At 73.2% G+C, this 25,732-nt stretch carries 20 protein-coding genes; 18 read left to right on the forward strand and 2 right to left on the reverse strand.

Annotated features, from left to right (window positions below; all coding sequences use genetic code 11):
- Positions 1–8: 8 nt before the first annotated feature.
- Entirely contained in the window at positions 9–1,334 is a 1,326-nt protein-coding gene (locus OG534_RS22625) for an MFS transporter (RefSeq protein ID WP_442807129.1), read from the reverse strand.
- A gap of 84 nt (positions 1,335–1,418) precedes the next feature.
- Between OG534_RS22625 and OG534_RS22630 the strand changes: the two genes are divergently transcribed.
- The 8 genes from OG534_RS22630 to OG534_RS22665 all read left to right on the forward strand — a co-directional run bounded on the left by OG534_RS22630 (position 1,419) and on the right by OG534_RS22665 (position 11,464).
- Positions 1,419–2,393: a LysR family transcriptional regulator gene (locus tag OG534_RS22630; RefSeq protein ID WP_442807130.1), complete on the forward strand. Its 975-nt coding sequence runs from the start codon at positions 1,419–1,421 to the stop codon at positions 2,391–2,393.
- A 97-nt stretch (positions 2,394–2,490) separates the two neighbouring features.
- A complete protein-coding gene (locus tag OG534_RS22635; protein ID WP_326590209.1) occupies positions 2,491–3,861 on the forward strand; it encodes a nitrate/nitrite transporter in 1,371 nt (456 codons plus the stop codon).
- 94 nt (positions 3,862–3,955) lie between these two features.
- A complete protein-coding gene (locus OG534_RS22640) occupies positions 3,956–5,131 on the forward strand; it encodes a uroporphyrinogen-III synthase (protein ID WP_326590210.1) in 1,176 nt (391 codons plus the stop codon).
- Between the two features lie 9 nt (positions 5,132–5,140).
- Positions 5,141–5,689 carry a GNAT family N-acetyltransferase gene (locus OG534_RS22645; protein WP_326590211.1) on the forward strand — a complete coding sequence of 183 codons (549 nt, stop codon included), beginning with the start codon at positions 5,141–5,143 and terminating at the stop codon, positions 5,687–5,689.
- 266 nt (positions 5,690–5,955) lie between these two features.
- Entirely contained in the window at positions 5,956–6,516 is a 561-nt protein-coding gene (locus tag OG534_RS22650) for a CGNR zinc finger domain-containing protein (RefSeq protein WP_326590212.1), read from the forward strand.
- Between the two features lie 104 nt (positions 6,517–6,620).
- Positions 6,621–8,927 carry a HelD family protein gene (locus OG534_RS22655; protein WP_326590214.1) on the forward strand — a complete coding sequence of 769 codons (2,307 nt, stop codon included), beginning with the start codon at positions 6,621–6,623 and terminating at the stop codon, positions 8,925–8,927.
- A gap of 501 nt (positions 8,928–9,428) precedes the next feature.
- Positions 9,429–10,832, forward strand: a complete 1,404-nt coding sequence (locus tag OG534_RS22660; RefSeq protein ID WP_326590216.1) for an NAD-dependent malic enzyme — start codon at positions 9,429–9,431, stop codon at positions 10,830–10,832.
- Positions 10,833–11,182: 350 nt separating this feature from the next.
- On the forward strand, positions 11,183–11,464 hold the full coding sequence (locus OG534_RS22665) for an HU family DNA-binding protein (protein WP_007264399.1): 282 nt from the start codon (positions 11,183–11,185) through the stop codon (positions 11,462–11,464).
- Between the two features lie 316 nt (positions 11,465–11,780).
- On the opposite strand, the gene murA is transcribed toward OG534_RS22665, so the two are convergent.
- Complete coding sequence (murA, locus tag OG534_RS22670) at positions 11,781–13,121, reverse strand: UDP-N-acetylglucosamine 1-carboxyvinyltransferase (protein ID WP_326590227.1); 1,341 nt, start codon at positions 13,119–13,121, stop codon at positions 11,781–11,783.
- Positions 13,122–13,384: 263 nt separating this feature from the next.
- On the opposite strand from murA, the gene OG534_RS22675 reads away from it, so the two are divergent.
- The 10 genes from OG534_RS22675 to OG534_RS22720 all read left to right on the forward strand — a co-directional run bounded on the left by OG534_RS22675 (position 13,385) and on the right by OG534_RS22720 (position 25,731).
- Entirely contained in the window at positions 13,385–13,945 is a 561-nt protein-coding gene (locus OG534_RS22675; RefSeq protein ID WP_326590228.1) for a YqgE/AlgH family protein, read from the forward strand.
- Positions 13,946–13,974: 29 nt separating this feature from the next.
- Complete coding sequence (locus OG534_RS22680; RefSeq protein WP_326590230.1) at positions 13,975–14,262, forward strand: DUF3039 domain-containing protein; 288 nt, start codon at positions 13,975–13,977, stop codon at positions 14,260–14,262.
- Between the two features lie 183 nt (positions 14,263–14,445).
- On the forward strand, positions 14,446–16,083 hold the full coding sequence (locus tag OG534_RS22685; protein WP_326590232.1) for a beta-N-acetylhexosaminidase: 1,638 nt from the start codon (positions 14,446–14,448) through the stop codon (positions 16,081–16,083).
- Between the two features lie 293 nt (positions 16,084–16,376).
- Positions 16,377–17,285: an FAD binding domain-containing protein gene (locus OG534_RS22690; RefSeq protein WP_442807131.1), complete on the forward strand. Its 909-nt coding sequence runs from the start codon at positions 16,377–16,379 to the stop codon at positions 17,283–17,285.
- Positions 17,282–19,513 carry a (2Fe-2S)-binding protein gene (locus tag OG534_RS22695; protein WP_326590233.1) on the forward strand — a complete coding sequence of 744 codons (2,232 nt, stop codon included), beginning with the start codon at positions 17,282–17,284 and terminating at the stop codon, positions 19,511–19,513. The genes OG534_RS22690 and OG534_RS22695 overlap by 4 nt, the downstream gene beginning before the upstream one ends.
- A gap of 41 nt (positions 19,514–19,554) precedes the next feature.
- A complete protein-coding gene (locus OG534_RS22700; protein ID WP_326593768.1) occupies positions 19,555–21,855 on the forward strand; it encodes a xanthine dehydrogenase family protein molybdopterin-binding subunit in 2,301 nt (766 codons plus the stop codon).
- Positions 21,856–22,022: 167 nt separating this feature from the next.
- Entirely contained in the window at positions 22,023–22,520 is a 498-nt protein-coding gene (locus OG534_RS22705; protein ID WP_326590235.1) for a hypothetical protein, read from the forward strand.
- Between the two features lie 41 nt (positions 22,521–22,561).
- Positions 22,562–24,004: a WXG100 family type VII secretion target gene (locus tag OG534_RS22710; protein WP_326590236.1), complete on the forward strand. Its 1,443-nt coding sequence runs from the start codon at positions 22,562–22,564 to the stop codon at positions 24,002–24,004.
- Positions 24,005–24,031: 27 nt separating this feature from the next.
- Entirely contained in the window at positions 24,032–25,207 is a 1,176-nt protein-coding gene (gene mycP, locus OG534_RS22715; protein WP_326590237.1) for a type VII secretion-associated serine protease mycosin, read from the forward strand.
- Positions 25,208–25,302: 95 nt separating this feature from the next.
- Positions 25,303–25,731 carry a hypothetical protein gene (locus tag OG534_RS22720; RefSeq protein ID WP_326590238.1) on the forward strand — a complete coding sequence of 143 codons (429 nt, stop codon included), beginning with the start codon at positions 25,303–25,305 and terminating at the stop codon, positions 25,729–25,731.
- Position 25,732 lies beyond the last annotated feature (1 nt).

A 25,732-nucleotide genomic window follows, 5' to 3' on the forward strand; every position in this document is an offset into this window, starting at 1 on the left:
ACCCCCAGTTATTGCGGATCGCGCGCGGCCGCCGTGCGTACCACGCGGGCATGATCACTCGGCCGCCGCATGAATCGGCCCGGCACGGTCGTCGCGAGGGCGAGCAGCGCGGCCGTGGTGGGCACCGCATAGGCGGCGGTCGGGCCCACGTTCTCCACGGCCCAGCCGGTGGCGGCCGCGCCGACCGCGATGCCCGCGAAGATGGCGGTGACCGCGAGGGTCATGCCCTCGTTGAGGCGTCCCTCGGGGGTCAGGGCGTGGACCCGGGACATCGCCGTGACCATCGTCGGGGCGGTGGCCATGCCGGCCAGCAGGAGCGCGCAGGCGAGTGCGGGCAGCGAGCCGGTGGCCGCCGCGGCCCAGGGGAGGGCCATGAGGACGGCCAGGGCGCACACGCAGGCCTTCAACGAGCGGGGGCGCAGGGTGCCGTAGAGCAGACCGGCCGCGCAGGAGCCCGCCGCCTGGAGGGCCAGGACCAGGCCGGAGGCGGCGCCCAGCCCCCGGGCGTCGAGGTGGGCGATCGAGGCGATCTCCATCGAGCCGAAGATCACGCCCGTGATGAGGAAGAGGGGCAGCAGCGGGCCGAGGGCGCGCAGCGGTGAGCCGCGCCGGGGCGCCGCCGTGACCGGGGGCTGGGTGGAGCGGCAGGAGGTGAAGACCAGCATGCCGGTGAGCAGCAGGGCGGCGGCGGCGAGGGTGCCCGCCTCGGGGAAGACGGCGCCGCAGAGGAAGGCCGCCAGGACCGGGCCGAGCATGAAGCACATTTCGTCGGCGGCCTGTTCGAAGGACATCGCCGTGTGGTGCGAGGCCGGGGAGTCGCGCAGCAGGTGGGTCCAGCGGGCGCGGGACATGCCGCCGATGTTGGGGGTGGTGGCGGTCGCGGCGTACGCGGCGAAGAGGGTCCAGGCGGGGGCCCCGGTACGGACGCACGCGATCAGGGCCAGCGAGCCGAGGACCGCGATCAGGGTGGCCGGGACGGCGATCCGGGCCTGGCCGTGGCGGTCGATCAGCCGGGCGGTCCAGGGTGCGACCAGCGCCGTGGCGGCCAGGCCGGTCGCCGTGACCGCGCCGGCGAGGGCGTACGAGCCGCGCTGGCCGGCGATCATCATGACCGCGCTGACGCCGAACATGCCCATGGGGAGCCGGGCGAGCAGGTTCCCGGCGGTGAACCCGCGGGCGCCGGGCAGGGCGAACAGGCGGCGGTACGGGCCCTGGGGCCCCCGGCCCGGCCGGGGGGAGCGGGCGGAACGCGCGGGCGCGGCGGCGAGGACGAGGGTGTTGCCGGTGACGGTCATGCGGGGCGCACGGGCGGTGGTCGTGGTCGAGGCGGGCATGGGAAAAGCCTCGGGCCGCCTCCCCGCCCCGGTCCAACACCTGTTCCGAGGCCATTCACCCGGATTTGTTGTTAGTCTCCGGGGATGATGCCCCGTGATGTGGACCCCCGGCTGCTGCGCGGGTTCGTCGCGGCCGCCGAGGAACTGCACTTCACCCGCGCCGCCGCCCGCCTCTACGTCGCCCAGCAGGCGCTCAGCCGCGACATCCGGCGGCTCGAACAGGTCCTGGGCACCTCGCTGTTCGTACGGACCACCCGGCAGGTGGAGCTGACCGCCGACGGGCAGCGGCTGCTGCCGCCGGCCCGGCGCGTGCTGCGCGCGCACGAGGAGCTGGCCGCCGCCTTCGGCCGGAACGCCGAGCCCCGCCCGCTGCTCGTCGACCTGAACACCGACGGGCCCGGCACCGGCCGCACGGTCCTGGAGCGGGCCCGCGAACTCGCCCCGGACTGCGAGCTGATGGCCCGCTTCGAGAGCGGGCTCACCCACGCCGCCGCCGAGATCGCGGCCGGGCGGCTCGACGTCTCCTTCGGGTACGCCGACGGACTGGACCCGGTGCTGCGGGCGCCGCTCGCGCGCAGCCCCGTACGGTACGAGCCGCTCGCCGTGCTGCTGCCCGAGGGGCACGCCCTGGCCGGGCAGGCGTCCGTACCGCTGGACGCGCTCGCCGGGGAGACCGTGTACGTGGGCGCCGGGAACCCGCGGACGCTGGAGTGGACGGGGCTGGCGCGCGAGCTGTTCGCCGGGCGGGGGATCCTCATGGCGCCGCCCGCGCCGGTCGCCGTGGGCAAGGACGAGTTCCGCCGGGTCATGGCCAAGACCCGAAATCCGGTGCTGGCGACCGTGGACTTCCTGGACATGCCGGGATGCGTGAAGCTGCCGCTGACCGATCCGGTGCCGCTGTCACCGCTGTCGATGGTGTGGCGCGAGGGCCTGCGCCACCCCGGGCTGGACGCCCTGCTTGCCGCGGCCGCCGAACTGGCGGCCGAGCGGGGATGGCTCGAACAGCCGCCCGGCAGCCGTCTGCCCGCACGGCTCACACACGGCCCGGGCGGTGGGTGAGACCAAGGTTTCCCGGCGGTCATCCGGCGGGGACCGAGGCCGAAACGCGCCCTTCCTACGGTCGTCACCACGGACGCGACAGCTGTGGAGGCGTGTGATGACCAGTACGACCGCACCGCGCAGGGGAGGCCGCTGGATCGAGCAGTGGGATCCCGAGGACGAGACCTTCTGGAAGGAGACGGGGGAGCGGACCGCCCGCCGCAACCTCGTCTACTCCGTGCTCTCCGAGCACATCGGCTTCTCCATCTGGTCGCTCTGGTCCGTGATGGTCCTCTTCATGGGGCCCGAATACGGCATCGACCCCGCCGCAAAGTTCTTCCTGATCGCGACGGCGACCGTCGTGGGCGCGCTGGTGCGGGTGCCGTACACCTTCGCCGTCGCCCGCTTCGGCGGCCGGAACTGGACCGTCTTCAGCGCGCTGATGCTGCTCGCGCCGACGGTGGCCGCCCTGGTGGTGATGGAGCCCGGCACCTCGTACGGGACCTTCCTGCTCGTCGCGGCCCTCACGGGGGTGGGCGGCGGCAACTTCGCCTCCTCCATGACCAACATCAACGCCTTCTTCCCGCTGCGCAAGAAGGGCTGGGCCCTCGGCCTGAACGCCGGCGGCGGCAACATCGGCGTGCCCGTGGTGCAGTTGGCCGGACTCCTGGTCATCGCCACCGCCGGAGCCACGCACCCGCGGCTCCTGCTCGCCGCCTACATCCCGCTGATCGTGATCGCGGCGGTGCTGGCGGCCGCGCGGATGGACAACCTGGCGCCCGTGCGCAACGACACCGGCGCGGTCCGCGAGTCCCTCAAGGACGCGCACACCTGGATCATGGCGTTCCTCTACATCGGGACGTTCGGCTCCTTCATCGGCTACAGCTTCGCCTTCGGGCTGGTGCTCCAGACCCAGTTCGGCCGCACCCCGCTGCAGGCCGCCTCGCTGACCTTCATCGGACCGCTCCTCGGCTCGCTGATCCGGCCGGTGGGCGGCGCGCTGGCGGACCGGTTCGGCGGGGCGCGGATCACCCTGGGCACGTTCGTGGCGATGGCGGCGGCGACCGGAGTGGTCGTCTTCGCCTCGGAGCGGTCCTCGCTGCCGGTCTTCCTCGTCGGGTTCGTGGCGCTGTTCGTCCTGAGCGGGCTCGGCAACGGGTCGACGTACAAGATGATCCCGGGCATCTTCCAGGCGAAGGCGCTGGCGCGCGGGATGAGCGGCGAGACCGCGGCGGCCTACGGGCGGCGGCTCTCCGGGGCCGCCATGGGCCTGATCGGGGCGGTCGGGGCGCTCGGCGGGCTGGGCATCAACCTGGTCTTCCGGGAGGCGTTCCTCACCTCCGGCTCGGGCACGGCGGCCTTCGTCACCTTCCTCGCCTTCTACGCCGTGTGCTGCGCGGTGACGTGGGCGGTATACCTTCGCCGGCCGGCGGCCGCGGTGATCCAGACCACCGGGGTCGAGACGAAACCGCAGCTCACGTCGGTGTAACCCGGGCGAAATACAGGTGAACCGAGTCCGACACGCCGAGTTGACAGGCTCGGTCCACCCGTACCGCCCCCCTTGCGTCACTAGGCAGGTCACGATGGACGACACGAACACCGGTCCCCTCGCGGGCTTCACCGTCGGGGTGACCGCCGCCCGGCGGGCGGACGAGCTGATCGCGCTGCTGCGGCGGCGCGGAGCGGCGGTGCTGCACGCGCCGGCGCTGCGGATCGTGCCGCTCGCCGACGACAGCGAGCTGCTGGCCGCCACCAGGGAACTGATCGGCCGCGCACCGGACGTGGTCGTGGCCACCACCGCCATCGGCTTCCGGGGGTGGATCGAGGCGGCCGACGGCTGGGGGGTCGGGGAGGAGCTGCTGGAGCGGCTGCGGGCCGCCGAACTGCTCGCGCGCGGACCGAAGGTGAAGGGGGCCATCCGGGCCGCCGGGCTCGTCGAGACCTGGTCCCCGGACTCGGAATCGCTCGCCGAGGTACTGCAGCGGCTGCTGTCGGCGGGGGTGGCCGGAAGGCGGATCGCGCTCCAGCTGCACGGGGAGCCGCTGCCCGGCTTCGTCGAGGCGCTGCGGGCCGGCGGGGCCGACGTGGTGGTCGTCCCGGTGTACCGGTGGATGGCGCCGGAAGACCTCGGGCCGCTGGACCGGCTGCTGGACGCGATGGTCGTCGGGGGCGTGGACGCCGTCAGCTTCACCTCGGCGCCGGCGGCGGCCTCGCTGCTGTCCCGCGCCGAGGAGCGGGGCGTACTGGAGGCCGTACTGGACGCGCTGCGCGGCAGGCTGCTGACCGCGTGCGTCGGTCCGGTGACCGCGCTGCCGCTGCAGGCGCACGGGGTGGGCACGGTGCAGCCGGAACGGTTCCGGCTGGGCCCGCTGGTGCAGCTGCTCTGCAAGGAGCTGCCCGGCCGGGCCCGGGTGCTGCCGGTGGCCGGGCACCGCGTGGAGCTGCGGGGGCACGCGGTCCTGGTGGACGACGTGCTGCGGCCGGTGCCGCCGGCCGGGATGGCCCTGCTGCGGGCGCTGGCCCGGCGGCCCGGCTGGGTGGTGTCCCGCGCGGAGCTGCTGCGGGCCCTGCCGGGCGCGGGGCGCGACGAGCACGCCGTGGAGACCGCGATGGCCCGGCTGAGGGCGGCGCTGGGGGCGCCGAACCTGATCCAGACGGTGGTCAAGCGGGGCTACCGGCTGTCGCTGGACGCGGGCGGCGACGCCAAGTACGGGGAGCTTCCCGTGGACGCCGTGACGGCCAGGGGCGTCCTCGGCTAGCGTGCCGGGATGATCATTGACGGGGTGGAGATGAGGGGCCTCGCGCTCGGCGACGCCGCCGGGCTGGCCGAGGCGTTCGCGCGCAACCGGGCGTTCATGGCGTACGTGGAGCCGATCCGGTCGGACGCGTACTACACGGAGCAGGGGCAGCGGGAACGCATCGAGGGGGTCCTCGCCGAGCGGGAGGCGGGGCGGATCGTCCCGTACGTGTTCGTGGAGACGGCCACGGGTGCGCCCGTCGGCGCGATCAACCTCGGCAACATCGTGCGCGGGCCGCTGTGCAGCGGAGGCGTGGGCTACTGGGTCGACCCCGCCTGGCACGGCAAGGGGCTGGCCACCGCGGCGCTGGAGGAGGTCTGCCGGGCCGCCCGCGACGAGATCGGGCTGCACCGGGTGGAGGCCGGGACGCTGGTGGACAACCTGGCCTCGCAGCGGGTGCTGGCGAAGGCGGGCTTCGAGCGGTACGGCCTCGCGCCGCGCTACCTCCACATCAACGGTGCGTGGCGGGACCACCGCCTCTTCCAGCGCCTCCTGCACGACGACCCGCCGGCCCCTTAGGCGGGGTGCGGTGCGGTGATGCGGGGCGCGCGGCGCCGTTGCCGGGGGCGCTGCCCCCGGACCCCCGCGACTCAAACGCCGGCGAGGCTGAGATTGCCTGCGGACGGCGCCGGCGAAATCCAGCCCCGCCGGCGTTTGAGGCGCGGGGTCTGGGGCGGAGCCCCAGGGGGCCGCGGAGCGGCCCGGACCGTACCGGTTCGGGGGCTTCCGCTGTGACCCGCCCGGGGGCAATCTGGTACGGCACCCCACGACGGGAGGCTGACGGCATGCGGTTCGATTCCGGGCGGGTCTGCCTGGACCTGGTGGCCACCTTCACCCCGCACGAGTGGATCCGGGACGGCGACGAGCTGCGGCTGTGGCTCGCCGGGGCCGGGCTGGTGCCCGACCGGACGCCGCTCGCCCGGGTGGGGGCCGACTGGGTCGCCGCCTTCCGGGCCCTGCGCGGCGACGTGGAAACCCTCGTACGGGCGGAGCTGCTCGGGAGCGATCCCGACGAGGACGCCCTCGCCCGGGTCAACGCGCTGGCCGCCGGACCACCCCCGGGCGTGTGCGCCGTACGGGACCAAGAAGGTCACCTCGTGCGGGAGTTGTGCGGCGGCGTGGAATGCGGCGCGCTGCTCGCCGCCGTCGCCCGCGACGCCGTCGAGCTGCTGACCGACCCCGGCGACCTCGCCCTGCTGCGGGCCTGCGAGGGCGACGGCTGCACCCGCGTCTACCTGGACACCTCCCGCGGACACCGGCGCCGCTGGTGCTCCAGCGAGCTGTGCGGCAACCGCGAGCGCGTCGCCCGGCACCGCCGCCGCGTCCTGGCGGCCGGATCGCACTAGGCGCCCGTACCACCCCGCGAGACCGGTTCCGGAACGGGCGTGCGGACAGGGGGCCGGGTCGCGTACGGTTGACGGTCGCCCATGCACGTCAGAAGGGGGCCTTGGTGGCCGCGCAGAATGCCGCTGTCGACAGCACGGCGGATTCCGTCCGCGATCGGGAGATCGCGGTCGAGCAGACGCATCTCGACCGGGTGTACCGACGTCTGGAGGAGAAGATCCACGAGGCCGAATTCCTCATGAACGACGCCGCCAAGCGCGGCCAGGTGGGGACGCCCGGCGCGCTCGCCGAGCGCGACGCGCAGGTCTTCCGGGCGGGCATCCACCTGAACCGGCTGAACAACGAGTTCGAGGACTTCCTCTTCGGCCGCGTCGACCTGGTGCTCGGCAAGGACGGCGAGCGCGGCGCGGACGGCGCGTACACCTCCGTCGAGCCCGCCGACGACGCGATCCGCGAGGACCTCACGGCCGACATCGCCGAGACGCTGCACATCGGCCGCATCGGAGTCCTGGACTCCGACTACGCGCCGCTGGTCATCGACTGGCGCGCCCCGGCCGCCGCGCCGTTCTACCGCTCCACGCCCAAGGAGCCCGGCCGCGTCGTGCGCCGCCGCGTCATCCGCTCCAAGGGCCGCAAGGTGCTCGGCGTCGAGGACGACCTGATGAGGCCGGAGGTCACGGCCTTCCTCGACGGCCGCGAGCTGCCCGCCATCGGCGACGGCGCGCTCATGGCCGCGCTCGGCCGCGCCCGCACGCACTCGATGCGGGACATCGTCTCCTCCATCCAGGCCGAGCAGGACCTGGTCATCCGGGCCCCCGCCGCCTCCGTCGCGGAGGTCGCCGGCGGACCGGGCACCGGCAAGACCGCCGTCGCCCTGCACCGCGCCGCCTACCTGCTCTACCAGGACCGGCGCCGCTACTCCGGCGGCATCCTGATCGTCTCCCCGACGCCGCTGCTCGTCGCGTACACCGAGGGCGTGCTCCCCTCCCTCGGCGAGGAGGGCCAGGTCGCCATCCGCGCGCTCGGCTCGCTCGTCGACGGCGCGGAGGCCACCACCTACGACTCCCCGGCCGTCGCCCGCGTCAAGGGCTCCTCCCGGATGCTCAAGGTGCTCCGCAAGGCCGTACGGGGCGCACTGGAGCTCGGCGGCGCCCCCGATCGGCTGCGCGTGGTGGCCTTCGGCCGCCGCCAGGAGCTGGAGGCCGACGAGCTGAACCGGATCCGGCAGAACGTGCTCAGCGGCACCGCCCCGGTCAACCTGCTGCGCCCGCGCGCCCGCAAGCTGCTCCTCGACGCCCTGTACGCGAAGTCCGGCGGCGCCGGCCGGCACAGCGACCCGGAGCTGGCCGCCGAGCTGCGCTCCGCCTTCGACGAGGACATCTCCACCGAGGACGCCTTCATCGGCTTCCTGAACGCCTGGTGGCCCGAGCTGACCCCGCGCACGGTGCTCGCCGCGCTGGCCGACGAGCGCCACCTCGGCCGCTGGTCGCGCCGCGACCTGAACCCGCGCGAGACCCGCCAGCTGGCCCGCTCGCTGCGCCGGGTGGGCCCGGACGGCAAGGGTCCGCTGTCCGTGCACGACGTGGCGCTGCTCGACGAGCTCCAGCAGCTGCTGGGCGCCCCCGCGCGGCCCAGGCGGAGGCGGGAGATGGACCCGCTCGACCAGCTCAGCGGGCTGGAGGAGCTGATGCCGACCCGCGAGGAGACCCAGTGGGAGCGGGCCGAGCGGCTCGCGGCGGAGCGCACCGAGTACGCGCACGTCATCGTGGACGAGGCCCAGGACCTGACGCCGATGCAGTGGCGGATGGTGGGCCGCCGGGGCCGGCACGGCACCTGGACGGTGGTCGGCGACCCGGCGCAGTCCTCCTGGACCGACCCGGAGGAGGCGGCCGCGGCCCGCGACGAGGCCCTGGGCAGCCGGCCGCGCCGGCGGTTCACACTGACGGTCAACTACCGCAACCCGGCGGAGGTCGCCGAGGTCGCCTCCCGGGTGCTGCGCCTGGCGATGCCCGGCATGGAGCCGCCGACGGCGGTGCGTTCCACGGGCCTGGAGCCCCGTTTCACGGCCGCGCGGGGCGACCTGGGCACCGCGGTCCGCGAGGAGACCCGGCGGCTGCTGGAGCAGGTGGACGGCACCGTCGGCGTGGTCGTGGCCATGGACCGGCGCGAGCAGGCCGCGGGCTGGCTCGCCGACCTGGGCGAGCGGGCGGTGGCGCTGGGCAGCCTGGAGGCCAAGGGCCTGGAGTACGACGCCACGGTGGTCGTCTCCCCGGCGGAGATCGCGGACGAGTCCCCGGCGGGCCTGCGGGTGCTGTACGTGGCGCTGACGCGTGCGACGCAGCAGCTGACGGTGGTCTCGTCCGACCGGGACAAGCCCGACGCGGACGGGGTGGCGGAGCTGCTGCTTCCGTAGCGGGGACGGCCCGGGCCGGCGGTCCGGGACCCGGGTCCCGCCCTCGAGACCCGGGTCCCGCCCTGCTCGGGGCCGCGTACGGCCGTATGGTCCGCGGCCGGGAGCGTGGTGTGACGAACCGGCTGCGAGCAGGGGGATCACATTCCGGGATCCTTTGTTAGCCTGGGTACGGCACCGACTCGATCCAAGCCCCCGGGCCCAACCTTCGTCGCTTAGAGCGACCACTTGCCGCGAGGCGAGCATGGCGGGTCGGTGTCATCAACGTGTGAATCACCAGGTCCGCGCCCTCCACCAGTGGAGGGCGCGGACCTGTTTTGTATGGACCCACCATTCCGAACACCCCTGCTATCTCGTATGGTGGAAGAGTCTTTCCGGAATTTGTAGCTGGTTACCTTGTACCGGCCGGTAGGTGGGACGATCGGACAACAGGTCCTGCCACACCTGCTGTGGAGCGGGGCCCTGTGTGTTAAGCGAACCAGGGACAGAAGAGGAAACACGGCCATGGCAACGGCGCCCAGCGTCTCGTATTCGATGACGGTCCGTCTGGAAGTGCCCGCGAGCGGAACCGCGGTCTCCCAGCTCACCACCGCCGTGGAGTCCTCCGGCGGCTCGGTCACCGGCCTCGACGTGACCGCTTCCGGCCACGAGAAGCTCCGGATCGACGTCACCATCGCCGCCACCTCCACCGCCCACGCCGACGAGATCGTCGAGAAGCTGCGCGGGATCGAGGGCGTCAGCCTCGGCAAGGTCTCCGACCGCACCTTCCTGATGCACCTCGGCGGCAAGATCGAGATGGCGTCCAAGCACCCCATCCGCAACCGTGACGACCTCTCGATGATCTACACCCCGGGCGTGGCCCGCGTGTGCATGGCCATCGCCGAGAACCCCGAGGACGCGCGCCGCCTCACCATCAAGCGCAACTCCGTCGCAGTCGTGACGGACGGCTCCGCCGTGCTGGGCCTCGGCAACATCGGCCCCATGGCCGCACTGCCCGTCATGGAGGGCAAGGCCGCCCTCTTCAAGCGCTTCGCCGGCATCGACGCCTGGCCGATCTGCCTCGACACCCAGGATTCCGACGAGATCGTCGCCATCGTCAAGGCCATCGCCCCGGGCTTCGCCGGCATCAACCTGGAGGACATCTCCGCGCCGCGCTGCTTCGAGATCGAGGCCCGGCTGCGCGAGGCCCTCGACATCCCCGTCTTCCACGACGACCAGCACGGCACCGCGATCGTCGTGCTCGCGGCCCTCACCAACGCACTTCGCGTGGTGGGCAAGGCAGTTGGCGACGTCAAGGTCGTCATGTCGGGCGCCGGCGCGGCCGGCACCGCCATCCTCAAGCTGCTCCTCGCGGCGGGCGTCAAGAACGCGGTGAGCGCCGACATCCACGGTGTCGTGCACGCGGGCCGCCCCGACCTCGTCGACGCGGCCTCGGACTCCCCGCTGCGCTGGATCGCCGACAACACCAACCCCGAGGGCTACACGGGCACGCTGAAGGAGGCCGTGGTCGGCGCCGACGTCTTCATCGGCGTCTCGGCCCCGAACGTGCTGTCCGGCGAGGACGTCGCCGCCATGGCGGAGGGTGCGATCGTGTTCGCGCTCGCGAACCCGGACCCCGAGGTGGACCCGGCCATCGCCCGCCAGACCGCCGCCGTCGTCGCCACCGGCCGCTCCGACTTCCCGAACCAGATCAACAACGTGCTGGTCTTCCCGGGCGTCTTCCGCGGCCTGCTGGACGCCCAGTCCCGCACGGTGAACACCGACATGATGCTGGCCGCCGCGAGCGCGCTGGCGGACGTCGTCGGCGAGGACGAGCTGAACGCGAACTACATCATCCCGTCGGTGTTCAACGACAAGGTCGCCGGCGCGGTCGCGGGCGCCGTCCGCAAGGCCGCCTCCGCCGGCTGAGGGCGCCGGGGGCCGTCTGTGACGGCCCTCACGGCCTGCTCGTACCGGCGCGTCGCGAGATGCGGCCCCGGCGGGGCGCCTCTAGGGTTGCGGGGATGCCCGCGTCGTCCGCGGTCCGCATCGGCGTGCGAGCGAGGGCGTGGACGGAGTGTCACCGCGGGGTGACTGTGGCGCTTTTCGTGTGACCCCGGCGGGTGCCGGATTGGCTTTCCCGCCGCTGGTGGGGGCAGGATGCGTAACCGGGCGAGAGGGTCTGACGTTCAGACCCGGGTCCGGGGACTGTCCTAGGGCCCTGGCAGCATCGGCTTCGATCTCACGCCTCTAAGGCAAGTTGAACACGGGAGTACAACATGAACCGCAGTGAGCTGGTGGCCGCTCTGTCCGAGCGCGCCGAGGTGACCCGCAAGGACGCCGACGCCGTTCTGGCCGCGCTCGCCGAGACCGTCGGCGAGATTGTCGCCAAGGGCGACGAGAAGGTCACCATCCCCGGCTTCCTGACCTTCGAGCGCACCCACCGTGCCGCTCGCACCGCGCGCAACCCGCAGACCGGCGACCCCATCCAGATCCCGGCCGGCTACAGCGTGAAGGTCTCCGCGGGCTCCAAGCTCAAGGAAGCCGCCAAGGGCAAGTAGTCCTGCCCCCGGCGCCGAAGGCCGCACAGGCCTTTGGAACGGCATGCACGGCAGAAGTGCCGCAGTGATACGTAGTACGGCGAAGGGCGGCCACCCCGGGCGGGGCGGCCGCCCTTCGGCCTGTCCGGGCCCGGGCGTGACCGGCGGGCCCTGCACGGCCCCGTGAGGCCCCGTCAGGGCGCGTCGGGCCCCCGGGTGACCCCCGCCCCCGCGCCGGGCCACGGAAAAGCCCCCCGGGCCCCTTGCGGGGCCCGGGGGGCTTTCGTCCGTACTGCCGTACTGCCGTGCTTCCCGACGGCCGCACGGACAGGCGGACTCAGACGAGGTCGCCGCCCGGGAGCTCGACCTTCGCGCCGAGCTCGACGAGCTTCTCCATGAAGTTCTCGTAGCCGCGGTTGATGAGGTCGATGCCGTGGACGCGCGAGGTGCCCTCGGCGGCCAGCGCCGCGATCAGGTACGAGAATCCGCCGCGCAGGTCCGGGATGACCAGGTCGGCGCCCTGCAGCTTGGTGGGGCCGGAGACGACCGCCGAGTGCAGGAAGTTGCGCTGGCCGAAGCGGCAGGCCGAGCCGCCCAGGCACTCGCGGTACAGCTGGATGTGAGCACCCATCTGATTGAGCGCCGAGGTGAAGCCGAGCCGGGACTCGTAGACCGTCTCGTGGACGATCGAGAGGCCGGAGGCCTGCGTCAGGGCCACGACCAGCGGCTGCTGCCAGTCGGTCTGGAAACCGGGGTGGACGTCGGTCTCCAGCGCGATGGCCTTGAGCGGGCCGCCCGGGTGCCAGAAGCGGATGCCGTCGTCGTCGATCTCGAACGCCCCGCCGACCCGGCGGAAGGTGTTCAGGAAGGTCATCATCGAACGCTGCTGGGCGCCGCGCACGTAGATGTTGCCGCCGGTGGCCAGCGCCGCGGAAGCCCAGGAGGCGGCCTCCAGGCGGTCCGGGAGGGCCTTGTGGTTGTAGCCGCCGAGGCGGTCGACGCCCGTGATCCGGATGGTCCGGTCGGTGTCGACGGAGATGATCGCGCCCATCTTCTGCAGGACGCAGATGAGGTCCTCGATCTCCGGCTCCACCGCGGCGTTGCTGAGCTCGGTGACGCCCTCGGCCAGGACGGCCGTCAGCAGCACCTGCTCGGTCGAGCCGACCGACGGGTAGGGCAGGCGGATCTTGCAGCCGCGCAGCCGCTGGGGGGCCTCGAGGTACTGGCCGCCTTCGCGCTTCTCGATGGTCGCGCCGAACTGGCGGAGCACGTCGAAGTGGAAGTCGATCGGCCGGCCGCCGATGTCGCAGCCGCCGAGGCCGGGGATGAAGGCGTGGCCGAGGCGGTGCAGCAGGGGGCCGCAGAACAGGATCGGGATGCGCGACGAGCCCGCGTGGGCGTCGATGTCGGCGACGTTCGCGCTCTCGACGTGGGTGGGGTCGAGCACGAGCTCGCCCGGCTCCTCGCCGGGACGGACCGTCACCCCGTGGAGCTGGAGCAGCCCGCGTACGACACGCACGTCACGGATGTCGGGAACGTTGCGCAGCCGGCTGGGTTCGCTGCCGAGCAGAGCGGCGACCATGGCCTTGGGCACGAGGTTCTTCGCACCGCGGACACGGATCTCGCCCTCAAGCGGGGTACCGCCGTGGACAAGCAGGACATCGTCTGTGCCGGTCATGAATCTCGCGTTCCGGAGAGGGGTGGGCAGGGGGCCAGGGAAAAGGGTAAGGGCCACCACCCCCTTGTTCGTAAGGCCGACGTGGCCGTAGGACTGTCATGAATTCGGCACAACACCCTCCGTACCCACCACATGGCGGAGTGTTGCGTTCCGGCTGCTCCGTCCGCGCGCGCTCCTCGCTGCTGCCGTGCGCCCTGAGCTGCGCGAGATCCGATCTCCCCGCCCGCTCCCCGCAAAAGGCGAATGTGCGGGATCATGGCGGCATGACCGAGGTGTCCTCCCTCACAGGGCGGCTGCTCGTGGCCACCCCCACCCTCGCGGACCCGAATTTCGACCGCGCGGTGGTGCTGCTGCTCGACCACGACGAGCAGGGCTCCCTCGGCGTGGTCCTCAACAGACCGACCCCCGTGGGCGTCGGCGACGTCCTGCTGCCCTGGGCGCCCCTGGCCGGCGCCCCGGGCGTGGTCTTCCAGGGCGGGCCCGTGGCCCTGGACTCGGCGCTGGGACTGGCCGTCATCCCGGGCGAGGAGGGTCCGCTCGGCTGGCGGCGGGTGCACGGGGCGATCGGGCTGGTCGACCTGGAGGCGCCGCCGGAGCTGCTGGCCGCGGCCCTGGGGGCGTTGCGCATCTTCGCCGGCTACTCGGGCTGGGGCCCGGGCCAGCTGGAGGAGGAGCTGGGCGAGGGGGCCTGGTACGTCGTGGAGTCCGAGCCCGGGGACGTGTCCTTCCCGGACCCGGAGCGGCTGTGGCGGGCGGTCCTGCGCCGTCAGCGCAACGAGCTCGCGATGGTCGCCACCTATCCGGACGACCCGTCGCTCAACTGACGGGCGCGCGGTTAAGTACCCTGGGTGCCATGAGCACTCTTGAGCCCGAGCGCGGGACTGGCACGGGGACCCTCGTAGAGCCGACGCCGCAGGTGTCGCACGGTGACGGCGACCACGAGCGCTTCGCCCACTACGTCCAGAAGGACAAGATCATGGCGAGCGCGCTCGACGGGACCCCCGTCGTCGCGCTCTGCGGCAAGGTCTGGGTACCGGGCCGGGACCCGAAGAAGTACCCGGTCTGCCCCATGTGCAAGGAGATCTACGAGTCCATGGGCCCCGGCGGGGACAAGGACAAGGGCGGCGGCAAGGACAAGTAGTCCGCCCCGAGGTCCTCGCCCTTCCGCGGGACCAAGGCCCCCGGTGCGCTTCGGTGCGTCCGGGGGCCTTTGCCGTGCCCACGGGCCTTTTCCGTGCCCGTGGGCCGCGTTAGGGTCGGCGGCGACGAGCACTCTGCGCAGCGGCCGTTGCGCACAGTGCAACGCGCTGCGAAGGGCTGACGCATGGACCTGATCCCCGCACCCCGGGTCGTCCTCCTCGACGAGGACGGGCGCCGCTTCGCGTGCGGACCCGAGCCGGTCCTCGACGCCGGGCCGGGCACCGGTTCCGTTGCCCGCTGGCTGCGGCGGGAGCTGGGGGCGGCCACCGGCTGGGAACTGCCTGCCGCAGGGGCCGGCGTGGTCGCCGAGCTGCGGCTGTCCATCGACCCGGACGTCGCGGGGGACCGGGGGCCGGAGTCGTACCGCATCGACATCGGCCCGGACGGCGCGGAGCTGACGGGGGCGACGGCCGCCGGGCTGTTCTGGGGCGCTCAGACGCTGCGTCAACTGCTGGGGCCCGACGCGTACCGGAAGGCGCCGCTGCCCGGCCGCACGTGGAGCCTGCCGTACGTGACCGTCGCGGACGGTCCGCGGTTCGGCTGGCGCGGGATCATGCTGGACGTGGCCCGGCACTTCATGCCCAAGGACGGGGTGCTGCGGTACATCGACCTGCTCGCCGCGCACAAGCTCAACGTGCTGCACCTGCATCTGACCGACGACCAGGGCTGGCGGGTCGAGATCAAGCGCCACCCGCGCCTCACCGAGGTCGGCGCGTGGCGGGCGCGCAGCCGGTGGGGGCACCGGGCCTCGCCGCTGTGGAACGAGACCCCGCACGGCGGCTTCTACACGCAGGACGACATCCGCGAGATCGTCGCGTACGCCGCCGAACGGCACGTCCGGGTGGTCCCGGAGATCGACGTACCGGGGCACTCGCAGGCCGCGATCGCCGCGTACCCGGAGCTGGGGAACGCGGACGTCGTCGACACCGCGGCGCTGGGGGTGTGGGACGACTGGGGGATCAGCGAGAACGTGCTCGCCCCGACCGAGGCCGTGCTGCGCTTCTACGAGGGGGTCTTCGAGGAGCTGCTGGAGCTGTTCCCTGCGGAGGTCTCCCCCTTCGTGCACGTGGGCGGGGACGAATGCCCCAAGACGCAGTGGCGGGCCTCGGCCGCCGCGCAGGAGCAGATCCGCGCGCTGGGGGTGGACGGTGAGGACGGTCTGCAGTCCTGGTTCGTCCGGCACTTCGACGGCTGGCTCGCCGAGCGAGGCCGCCGCCTGATCGGGTGGGACGAGATCCTGGAGGGCGGGCTCGCGCCGGGGGCGGCCGTGTCGTCGTGGCGCGGCTACGCGGGCGGGATCGCCGCCGCCGAGGCCGGGCACGACGTGGTCATGTGCCCCGAGCAGCAGGTGTACCTGGACCACCGTCAGGCGGCCGGGGACGAGCCGATGCCCATCGGGTACGTGCGCTCCCTGGAGGACGTCTACCGCTTCGAGCCCGTGCCGCCGAAACTGTCGCCGGAGGCGGCCGCCCACGTGCTGGGCGCGCAGGCCAACGTGTGGACCGAGGCGATGGAGAACCAGGACCGGGTCGACTACCAGGTGTTCCCGCGGCTGGCGGCCTTCGCCGAGGTGGTCTGGTCGTGGCAGCCCGCCCCGGAGGAGCGCGACTTCGCCTGGTTCGAGGGCCGGATGGCCGCGGCGCACTACGCGCGGCTGGACGCGCTCGGGGTCGCCTACCGGCCACCGGGCGGTCCGCTGCCGTGGCAGCGGCGGCCCGGGGTCCTCGGCCGCCCGATCGAGGGCGCGCCCCCGATCGTGTGACACGGGGGCGGGGGCGCGCACCGGAACCGAAAGGGAACGGGAGTGGAACTCTGGCTCGATTCACCCCTATACAGGGAAAAACGGGCGATCGGGGAGGAGCGGCGGTGAAGGCGGCACGGCGGCGCGTACGGGCCTTACGGGGCACCGCGCGGAGGCCGGGGGGCGCCGGGCGGACCCTCGCGCCGGGCGGCCCGGAAGATGTGCCAGAGTTGCCACGTCCCGGCGGTGAGGACGTACCGTACGGCGGACAGGCGTGAGCGCCGGGACCGGGACATCGGGAAGGGGCAGCTGGGTTGACCACGCACGCACCGCACGCACTGGACTCACCTCAGGGGCCTCGGGGCCCGCAGGCGGCGCAGTCCGTGACGCTGCCGGCCTCGCTCGACGAGGCCGTGGCGGCGCTCACCGCCATGCCCGCCGCCGTGCCCGTCGCGGGCGGCACCGACCTCATGGCCGCCGTCAACGCCGGGCTGCTGCGGCCCGCCGCCCTGGTGGGCCTGGGCCGGATCAACGAGATCCGCGGCTGGCAGTACCAGGACGGCCACGCGCTGCTCGGTGCCGGCCTCACCCACGCGCGGATGGGACGGCCGGATTTCGCCGCCCTGATCCCCGCGCTGGCGGCCGCCGCGCGCGCCGCAGGGCCCCCGCAGATCCGCAACGCCGGCACCCTCGGCGGGAACATCGCCACCTCCGCCCCCACGGGCGACGCGCTGCCCGTGCTGGCCGCGCTGGAGGCCGTACTCGTGATCGTCGGCCCGGGCGGGCAGCGGGAGATCCCGGTGTCGCACCTGCTGGCCGGCCGGGAGATGCTGCGTCCCGGTGAGCTGATCGGCTTCGTGCGGGTGCCGCTGCTGCACGCGCCGCAGGTGTTCCTGAAGGCCACGGGACGTACGGGGCCGGGGCGCGCTGTGGCGTCCGTGGGGCTCGTACTGGATCCCGCGCACCGGGGTGTGCGCTGTGCGATCGGTGCGGTGGCCCCGATGCCCCTGCGGCCGCTGGAGGCCGAGCAGTGGGTGGCCTCGCTGATCGACTGGGACGGCGAGCGGGGCCTGGCCCCCGAGGCGCTGGAGGCCTTCGGCGAGTACGTCGCGGCCGCCTGTGTGCCCGACCAGGGGGAACCGGTGGCTCCCGGTGTACTGCATCTGCGGCGGACGGTGGCCGTGCTGGCGCGCAGGGCCCTCGGGAGGGCGCTGACCTCATGAGCGAGAACGAGAACGAGAACGTGACCCAGGGGAACGGCACGGCGGGCTGGGGCTGGGAACCGGTCCCGCAGGGCGGCGAGTACGACTCGGACGCCACGGCCTTCGTGAAACTGCCGCAGGACATGCTGGACGCGCTCGGCACCGGGGAGCCGCTCGCGGCGCCCGGGCACGGGTACGTGCCGCCGCCGATGATCGTGCCGCTCGGCTCGGCCAGCACGGATCCGGCGGCCACGGGGACCTGGACGATTCCGGTGCAGTGGCCGGAGGCGGCGGGTTCGGTTCCGGCCGAACCGGCGCCCGGGGCGGGTTCCGGGGCAGGGGCCGGGTCCGTGGGCGGGCCGATCCCGGCATCGATCCCGATCCCGGCGTCGGTCGCGGCGGCGTTCGCCGAAGCGGAGCCGGAGCCGGCGTCCGATCCGGGCGAAACGGCGGAGTGGCGCTTCCCCGAGGCGACGCACGAGCCCGGGGCCGCGGCTTCGACGACCGGCCAGTGGGCCGTTCCGGGCTTCGCCGAATACCCCGAACAGCAGGGTGACTTCCGGCCGGGCACGCTGGACGCCGACTGGAGCCAGGCTCCGGCGACGCTGCCGGGCGGCGCCCCGACCCCGTGGGCCTACCTGACGCAGCAGCCGGCCGGGGACCAGGACCACCAGAACCACAACCCGAACCAGAACCACAACCAGAGCCAGAACCTGCACGCGGACGCGGGCATGCTGCCGGGCACGGACGCGGCCGCAGCCGCTTCGGCCGCTGCCGCCGCCACGGCGCACGCCGCCGGCCGGCTGGTCGGCGGGCCCGGCGTGGGCGCGGCAGGGCGCGGGCCGCGGGTGCTGGGCGGCCCCGGTGTGGGCACCCCGCTGCCCGAGGGCGAGCCGGCGCATCCGGCCCCGCACGACATCGAGGTCGCGCACGGCCCGGCGGCGGAGCAGGCCGAGGGCGCCCGCGGCGGCGACCACGCGCAGCTCGCCGAGCACGTGGGGCAGGCCGGACACCTGACGCAGGCCGGGCACGCGGAGCACACCGAGCACGCGGAGTCGGCCCGGCACCTGGGGCACGGCGACCACGCGGGGCACGGCGACCACGCGGGGCACGGCGAGCCCGCGCAGCCCCTGAGCACCAACGGGCACGGCTTCGCGTTCTTCCCCGGGGCACCGGAACCGGGCGGGGCCGCCGAGCCCGCCGCGACCGCCGCCGGGCAGCCGGTGGCTTCCGGTGGACTGGATCTCTTCGGCTCCATGCGGGCCGAGGCGGAGCCCGCCGAGCCCGCGCAGCCCGCCGGCACCGACGGCCGCGGCTTCTCGGCCTTCGGCCACACGCCCGAGCCCGCCCCCGTCTCCGCCGCCGTCTCCGCCCCCGTCCCGGTTGTTCCCGTCCCCGTCGAGGCGCACGACGCCGAGCCCGAGGCGGAGCCGGCCGCGCCGGAGCCCGACGGTGCGGACGGGCACGGCCCCGCCGAGACCGGGCTGGCCGCGGCGGAGCTCCCGGCCGACCGGACACCGGGTGCGGACACCGCCGACAGCGCTTCGGAGCTCCCGGACGAGGGAACCGGCAAACGGCTCCCGGCTGCGGTGCCGACGTACGAAGAGGAAACGGGCACCGGGGCCGACGCCCATCACGAGCACCCGCACGCGTCCTACGTACTGCGCGTCAACGGCGCCGACCGGCCCGTCACCGGCGCCTGGATCGGCGAGTCCCTCCTCTACGTGCTGCGCGAGCGCCTCGGCCTCGCCGGCGCCAAGGACGGGTGCTCGCAGGGCGAGTGCGGCGCCTGCGCCGTGCAGGTCGACGGCCGGCTGGTCGCCTCCTGCCTGGTCCCGGCCGCGACGGCCGCCGGCAGCGAGGTCCGTACCGTCGAGGGCCTCGCGACGAACGGGGAACTCTCGGACGTGCAGCAGGCGTTGTGCAGGTCGGGTGCGGTGCAGTGCGGGTTCTGCGTGCCCGGCATGGCGATGACCATCCACGACCTGCTGGAGGGCAACCACGCCCCGAGCGAGCTGGAGACCCGGCAGGCGCTGTGCGGCAATCTGTGCCGCTGCTCCGGCTACGCGGGGGTCATCGACGCCGTGCGCGAGGTCGTGTCCGAGCGCGAGGCGGCGGCGTCCGAGCCGGTACCGCAGGCGCCCCATGCGCCCCATGCGCCTCAGGCAGCTCAGGCGTTGTCCGAGCCGCGCATTCCGCATCAGGCAGCGCCCGGCGAGGGCGGCATCCACCACGGAGGCACGGCGTGAGCGGGCAGGACGCGGCGACGGCGACGACGGCGCTGAACACGATGGTGACGGCCCTGGCCGCGACGGAGGACGAGTCCGCGGAGCCGCACGTACCGCGCGGAATCGGCGCGTCCGTCCCCTCCGACCACACCCGCGCCAAGACCGAGGGGACCTTCCCCTACGCCGCCGACCTGTGGGCCGAGGGCCTCCTGTGGGCCGCCGTGCTGCGCTCCCCGCACGCCCACGCCCGCATCCTCTCCATCGACACCACGGCCGCCGCCGAGATGCCCGGCGTGCGGGCCGTCGTCACCCACGCCGACGTCCCCGGCGCCACCACGCACGGCCGCCGGATCGCCGACCGGCCGGTGTTCGCGCATGACGTGGTACGCCACCACGGCGAGCCCATCGCCGCCGTCGCCGCCGACCACCCGGACACCGCGCGGCTCGCCGCGGCCGCGATCGCCGTCGAGTACGAACTCCTCGACCCGGTCACCGACCCCGAGCAGTCCTTCGGCGCCCCCGCGCTGCACCCCGACGGCAACCTGATCCGGCACATCCCGCTGCGCTACGGCGACCCGGAGGCGACCGGCGACGTGGTCGTCGAGGGCCTGTACCGGATCGGCCGCCAGGACCCCGCCCCCATCGGCGCGGAGGCCGGGCTGGCCGTGCCGCGCCCCGACGGCGGCGTCGAGCTCTACACCGCCTCCACCGACCCGCACTCCGACCGCGACCTGGCCGCCGCCTGCTTCGGGCTGGAACCGGACCGCGTGCGCGTGGTGGTCACCGGCGTGCCGGGCGCGACGGCCGACCGCGAGGACGCCGCCTTCCAGCTGCCGCTCGGCCTGCTCGCCCTGCGCACCGGCTGCCCGGTCAAGCTGGCCGCCACCCGCGAGGAGTCCTTCCTCGGCCACACCCACCGCCACCCGACCCTGCTGCGCTACCGCCACCACGCGGACGCGGAGGGCCGGCTGGTCAAGGTCGAGGCGCAGATCCTGATGGACGCGGGCGCGTACGCCGACGCCTCCTCCGAGTCCCTGGCGGCGGCGGTGGCCTTCGCCTGCGGCCCGTACGTCGTCCCGCACGCCTTCGTCGAAGGCTGGGCGGTACGCACCAACAACCCGCCGTCGGGCCACGTCCGCGGCGAGGGCGCGATGCAGGTGTGCGCCGCGTACGAGGGCCAGATGGACAAGCTCGCGGCCGCCCTCGGCATCGACGGCGCGGAGCTGCGCATGCGCAACGTCCTGGCGACGGGGGACCTGCTGCCCACGGGCCAGACGGTGACCTGCCCGGCTCCGGTGGCGGAACTCCTGCGCGCGGTCCGCGACTGCGAGCTGCCCGCCCTCCCCAAGGACACCCCCGAGGACGAATGGCTGCTGCCGGGCGGCCCGGAGGGCGCGGGCGAACCGGGCGCGGTGCGGCGCGGGGTCGGCTACGGCGTCGGCATGGTGCACATGCTCGGCGCCGAGGGCGCCGACGAGGTCTCCACCGCCACGGTGAAGGTGGTCAACGGCGTGGCCACGGTCATCTGCGCGGCGGTCGACACCGGCCAGGGCTTCGGCACGCTGGCCCGCCAGATCGTCCAGGAGGTCCTGGGCGTCGACCAGGTCGCGGTGGCCCCGGTGGACACCGACCAGCCGCCGGCCGGACCGGCGGCGCACGGCCGCCACACGTGGGTGTCGGGCGGCGCGGTGGAGCGCGCGGCGAAGATGGTCCGCACGCAGCTCCTGCAGCCGATGGCCCACAAGCTGGGCATGTCCACCGAGCTGCTCCAGATCGCGGACGGCCGGATCACGTCGTACGACGGCGCGTTCTCGATGACGGTCACGGAGGCCATGGAGGGCAAGGAACTCTGGGCGACGGCCCAGTGCCGCCCCCACCCGACGGAACCCCTGGACGCGGACGGCCAGGGCGACGCCTTCGTGGGCCTCGCCTTCTGCGCGATCCGCGCGGTGGTGGACGTGGACATCGAGCTGGGCTCGGTACGGGTCGTGGAACTCGCGGTCGCCCAGGACGTGGGCCGCATCCTCAACCCCCGCCAGCTGGAAGCCCGTATCGAGGCGGGCGTCACCCAGGGCGTGGGCGCGGCCCTGACGGAGAACCTCCGCACGGTCTCCGGCCTGGTCCGCCACCCGGACCTGACCGGCTACGCCCTGCCGACCTCGCTGGACGCCCCGACCGTTCGCATCGTCAAACTGGTCGAGGAACGCGACGTGGTGGCCCCGTTCGGCGCGAAGGCGGCGAGCGCGATCCCCGTGGTCACGACCCCGGCGGCGGTGGCCTCGGCGGTCCGCGCGGCCACGGGCCGCCCGGTCAACAGGCTCCCGATCAGGCCCTCTGCAGCGGTGGCCGCGCCCAACTCGTGACCGTGTGACCCGCATTGCACGTGCAACCCCGGACTTGGGGCTGTCGGTGCCGGTCGCTAGAGTGATCCGTACGAGTGTGCACGCGCGCGTGGACACTGGTGCGAACGGGGACGGGGAGCGGCGCTGGCGCTGCGACCTCGGGGAGACGGGGAGTCGGGGAGACCAACGTGGCAGAGGACAACGGGTCGGGTCTGGCCGGAATCGGCACCGCCATGGGCGCGACGAGCGCGGCGATCGCCGCACAGGCGACCGCGCAGGCCGCCGCTGCGCTGCGGATCCAGTACGAGGACCTGAAGGGCTACAAGAACCTGGTGGACGGCCTCCTGACGACGCTTCAGGAGTCCCCGGCGCACCACGGGAAGATCGCCGACGGCACCCTGCCGACGGGTGCACTGGGCAAGGGCTTCGCCGAGGCCGAAAACCTCTACAAGGCGTACAACACCGTCCACTCGGAGCTGCAGAAGCTGTCGAAGGGGCTGGCGGCGCAGATCGAGGGCCTGGGCATCGCCATCCAGTCGGCGGGCGGCGGCTACGCCGAGGTGGATGAAGAAGCGAAGCGGCGGATGGCCCTGATCGCCAAGCAGGCCCACGAGGACTACGTCCCGAAGCGCGACCCGTACGCGGACAAGATGGCCGACGCGACGGACAAGGGCAGTGGCTTCTGATGACGGATTTTGAGGGTTACACACACGCCCAGCTCCACGCGATGGTCGCGTCGCTCGACCCGGGCAAGGTCGAAGAGTTGGGCACGCAGCTCACCGAAGCCGCCAAGACGATCGAGACGATCGGGAACAAGCTCAAGGATCACAAGGTCAAGGGCTGGGAGGGCGAAGCGGCCACGGCGTTCCAGAACTGGGTGAACCAGGCGGGCAGCGCCACGCTCGTGCTGTCCAAGTACAGCGCCGACGGCGGCAAGTACATGACCGACGCGGCCCAGGTCATGCGCGAGGTCAAGCCCACCGCGGACGACAAGGGGGGCATGCCCCCTTACAACGCGGGCGAGGACGCCTCGCGCAAGCAAGCGCTCGAGATCGCACGCGAGCACCGCAACGAACCGGATGCGATCGCGCTCGGCCAGACGGCGTGGCATGAGCTGAATGACAACCACAATCGCGCCGTGATCGCGCTGAACAAGCTGGCCGGGGCGTACGAGCAGTCGACCTTGCAGATGAACAAGGCGGAGATCCCGACGTTCCCGCCTCCGCCGGCGGTGCTGGTGCCAGAGGTTCGCTACGACAACGGCGAGATGGCGCGTTCCGGTGGAGGGAGCACGGCGCATGGCGGGGGAGGTTCGGGCACTGGCTCCTACACGCCGTCCGGCAGTCCTGGCGGAGCGTCCTCCAACGAGCCTGGATGGGTGCCTGGGCACCAGCCGCGGCCGGACAACACGGTCCCATCGGTGTCCGTGCCGTCGATCCCGGACCGCGATGTGAACGTGGACCTCGACTCGGTTGCCACGCTCCCGGAGCGGACCGCGCCTCCGGTGACGACCGCGCCCGGTGGCCCGCTGCCCACAGGCCCCGGCGGCCCCCACCCCGGTCCCGTTCCGCCGCCCCTGACCTTCCCCGGGGTCGGCGGTGGGAAGCCGCCCAGCATGGTCACCGGCCCGGGCGGAATCGGTCCGTTCCCGGGTCCGAGCGGTCCCGGTGCTTCCGGTGGCCGGTTCGGCGGCATGCCGGCGGGCGTACCGCCACGTGACTCCGGCATCATGGGCGGCCGCCCCGTGACGTCCACCGGCCCCAGTGCGGGCATCCCGCGTGGCACTGTCATCGGCGAAGGCACTCAGGCCGGCCGCCCCGTGGGCGGTGGCGGCATGGGTCCCGGCGTCGGTGGTGGCCACGGCAGCCAGAGTGGCTTCCCGGCGGGCCGTCGACTGGCCTCGGAGCCGGGCGGCGTCGTCGGAGGGCGCCAGTCTGGTGTGGCGGGTCGTCCGATCGTGGCCGGTCAGCCGTTCACCCAGGGTGGCTCGGGCCTCGTCCGCAACGGCGCGGGTGGTGCGGGCGTCGGTGCCATGGGGCATGCGGGTGCCGGTGCGCAGACTCCGGGCAGGCGACGGGACGACCAGCGGGGCGAACGCCCCGACTACCTGGCCGAAGACGAAGAGACCTGGCAGGGCAACCGTCGTGTTGTCCCGCCGGTGATCGACTGAGTAGAACGGACATCGCACGGGATGCACATGCGTAAGGCGACCGCGGCTCTGGTGGGTCTCCTGCTGGCCGGGGTTGCCGCGACCCCGGCTCACGCGGACACCATTCGATCGCAGCAATGGCATCTCGACGCCATGAAGGCTAACGAAATTTGGAAGATCAGCACAGGTAAGGGAATCACCGTCGCGGTGATCGACACGGGCGTTAACCGAATCCCGGAACTCGAAGGGCAAGTCCTGCCCGGCGCGGTCTTTCCTGTTGGCGATGCTCCAGGTGACAAGGACAACGACTACAACGGTCACGGCACCGGCATTTCGGCGATGATCGCAGGGACTGGAAAGCACCCGAGTGGTGACGGGGCCTACGGGCTTGCACCTGGCGTCAAGATCCTCCCGATCCGTGTGCCCGACATCTTGGAGGATGCAAAGGCTCCATCGAAAGTCGCGGCCATTCGATACGCGGCAGACTCGGACGCCAAGATCATCAACATCTCCCAGGGTAGGTCCGGCAAGCCGGAGGATGATCGGGAACGTGCCGAGGCGGTGAAGTACGCCCTCTCAAAGGGCAAGCTGATCTTTGCCTCTGTCGGCAACACAGGGAATTCGACCAACGAGCTTGAATACCCGGCCGGGACGCCGGGAGTAGTCGGAGTTGGTGCGGTGGACTCCACGGGCGAACCAACTAGCGAGTCTCAACACGGTCCGCAGGTTGACTTGGCCGCGCCAGGCAAGGACGTCATCACGGCTTGCACCGCTAAATCTGGCGTCTGTAAGACCAGCGGCACCAGTGACGCCTCCGCCCTGGCCTCCGCCTCCGCCGCCCTCATCTGGTCCGCCCACCCCGAGTGGACCAACAACCAGGTCCTCCGGGTCCTCCTGAACACCGCAGGCAAGCCCACCGACGGCTCGCAGCGCAACGATTACATCGGCTATGGCATCGCCCGCCCCCGGATCGCGCTCCAGACCCCCGGCGACCCCGGCCCGGCCGACGTCTATCCGTTGCCCGACCTGGCCGCGGCGGACGCGAGCAAGAAGCCGTCCGGCTCGCCGGACGCCAAGGCCCCCGACTCGGCTGCGCCCAAGCCCGCGCCCCAGGCCGAGGAGAAGAAGAGCGGCAGCGTGCTTCCCTGGATCGGGCTCGGGCTGGGAGCCTGCGTGCTGATCGGTGGGGCCGTGACCGTGGTCGTCGTACGCCGCAACCGCTGATCCATCTGAACCCGCACCACCTGAACGGGCACGACCTGATCCGACCTGACCTGACCTGACCTGATCCGACCGGCTCTGACTCGGGAGTTCACGCGATGTCGTTCGACGAGGAATGGTCGGCGGCTCGCGCCACGGCCACCGCGCACGTCTCCATGCGGCTCAACCAGGCCCCCACCGATCCGGGCGGCGGCAGCGGCAGCGGCGGCGGCCTCGATCTCAATCAGGACCACATCGGTGCCATCGGCTCCGAGGCGTACAAGCTGCACACCCGCCTGCAGACCGACGGCAAGCACGCCGCCACCGCGACCGCCGAGGCCGCCGGGGCCCTCACCAAGGAGGGCTTCGCGAGCGGGGCGGCGCTGCTCAAGGCCAACAGCGTCTGGGAGAGCCAGGTGAAGACCCTCGTGGCGGCCTGCGCCACGATCTCCAACGGCCTGAACTACTCGCTCGCCTCGCACGCCAAGGACGAGCAGCAGCTCCACGCCGACTTCACGGCGTCCGCCATCGACAAGTACCTGAAGTAGG

The sequence above is a fragment of the Streptomyces sp. NBC_01294 genome, from assembly GCF_035917235.1.
Classification (GTDB): domain Bacteria; phylum Actinomycetota; class Actinomycetes; order Streptomycetales; family Streptomycetaceae; genus Streptomyces; species Streptomyces caledonius.

Coding starts and splice junctions, on each gene's coding strand:
- OG534_RS22695 (WP_326590233.1), top strand. CDS start 17,282: ATGAGCGAGAACGAGAACGAGAACGTGACCCAGGGGAACGGCACGGCG.
- OG534_RS22720 (WP_326590238.1), top strand. CDS start 25,303: ATGTCGTTCGACGAGGAATGGTCGGCGGCTCGCGCCACGGCCACCGCG.
- OG534_RS22685 (WP_326590232.1), top strand. CDS start 14,446: ATGGACCTGATCCCCGCACCCCGGGTCGTCCTCCTCGACGAGGACGGG.
- OG534_RS22680 (WP_326590230.1), top strand. CDS start 13,975: ATGAGCACTCTTGAGCCCGAGCGCGGGACTGGCACGGGGACCCTCGTA.
- OG534_RS22700 (WP_326593768.1), top strand. CDS start 19,555: ATGGTGACGGCCCTGGCCGCGACGGAGGACGAGTCCGCGGAGCCGCAC.
- OG534_RS22665 (WP_007264399.1), top strand. CDS start 11,183: ATGAACCGCAGTGAGCTGGTGGCCGCTCTGTCCGAGCGCGCCGAGGTG.
- OG534_RS22710 (WP_326590236.1), top strand. CDS start 22,562: ATGGTCGCGTCGCTCGACCCGGGCAAGGTCGAAGAGTTGGGCACGCAG.
- murA (WP_326590227.1), bottom strand. CDS start 13,121: ATGACCGGCACAGACGATGTCCTGCTTGTCCACGGCGGTACCCCGCTT.
- OG534_RS22645 (WP_326590211.1), top strand. CDS start 5,141: ATGATCATTGACGGGGTGGAGATGAGGGGCCTCGCGCTCGGCGACGCC.
- OG534_RS22630 (WP_442807130.1), top strand. CDS start 1,419: ATGATGCCCCGTGATGTGGACCCCCGGCTGCTGCGCGGGTTCGTCGCG.
- OG534_RS22675 (WP_326590228.1), top strand. CDS start 13,385: ATGACCGAGGTGTCCTCCCTCACAGGGCGGCTGCTCGTGGCCACCCCC.
- OG534_RS22625 (WP_442807129.1), bottom strand. CDS start 1,334: ATGCCCGCCTCGACCACGACCACCGCCCGTGCGCCCCGCATGACCGTC.
- OG534_RS22650 (WP_326590212.1), top strand. CDS start 5,956: ATGCGGTTCGATTCCGGGCGGGTCTGCCTGGACCTGGTGGCCACCTTC.
- OG534_RS22660 (WP_326590216.1), top strand. CDS start 9,429: ATGGCAACGGCGCCCAGCGTCTCGTATTCGATGACGGTCCGTCTGGAA.
- OG534_RS22640 (WP_326590210.1), top strand. CDS start 3,956: ATGGACGACACGAACACCGGTCCCCTCGCGGGCTTCACCGTCGGGGTG.
- OG534_RS22635 (WP_326590209.1), top strand. CDS start 2,491: ATGACCAGTACGACCGCACCGCGCAGGGGAGGCCGCTGGATCGAGCAG.
- mycP (WP_326590237.1), top strand. CDS start 24,032: ATGCGTAAGGCGACCGCGGCTCTGGTGGGTCTCCTGCTGGCCGGGGTT.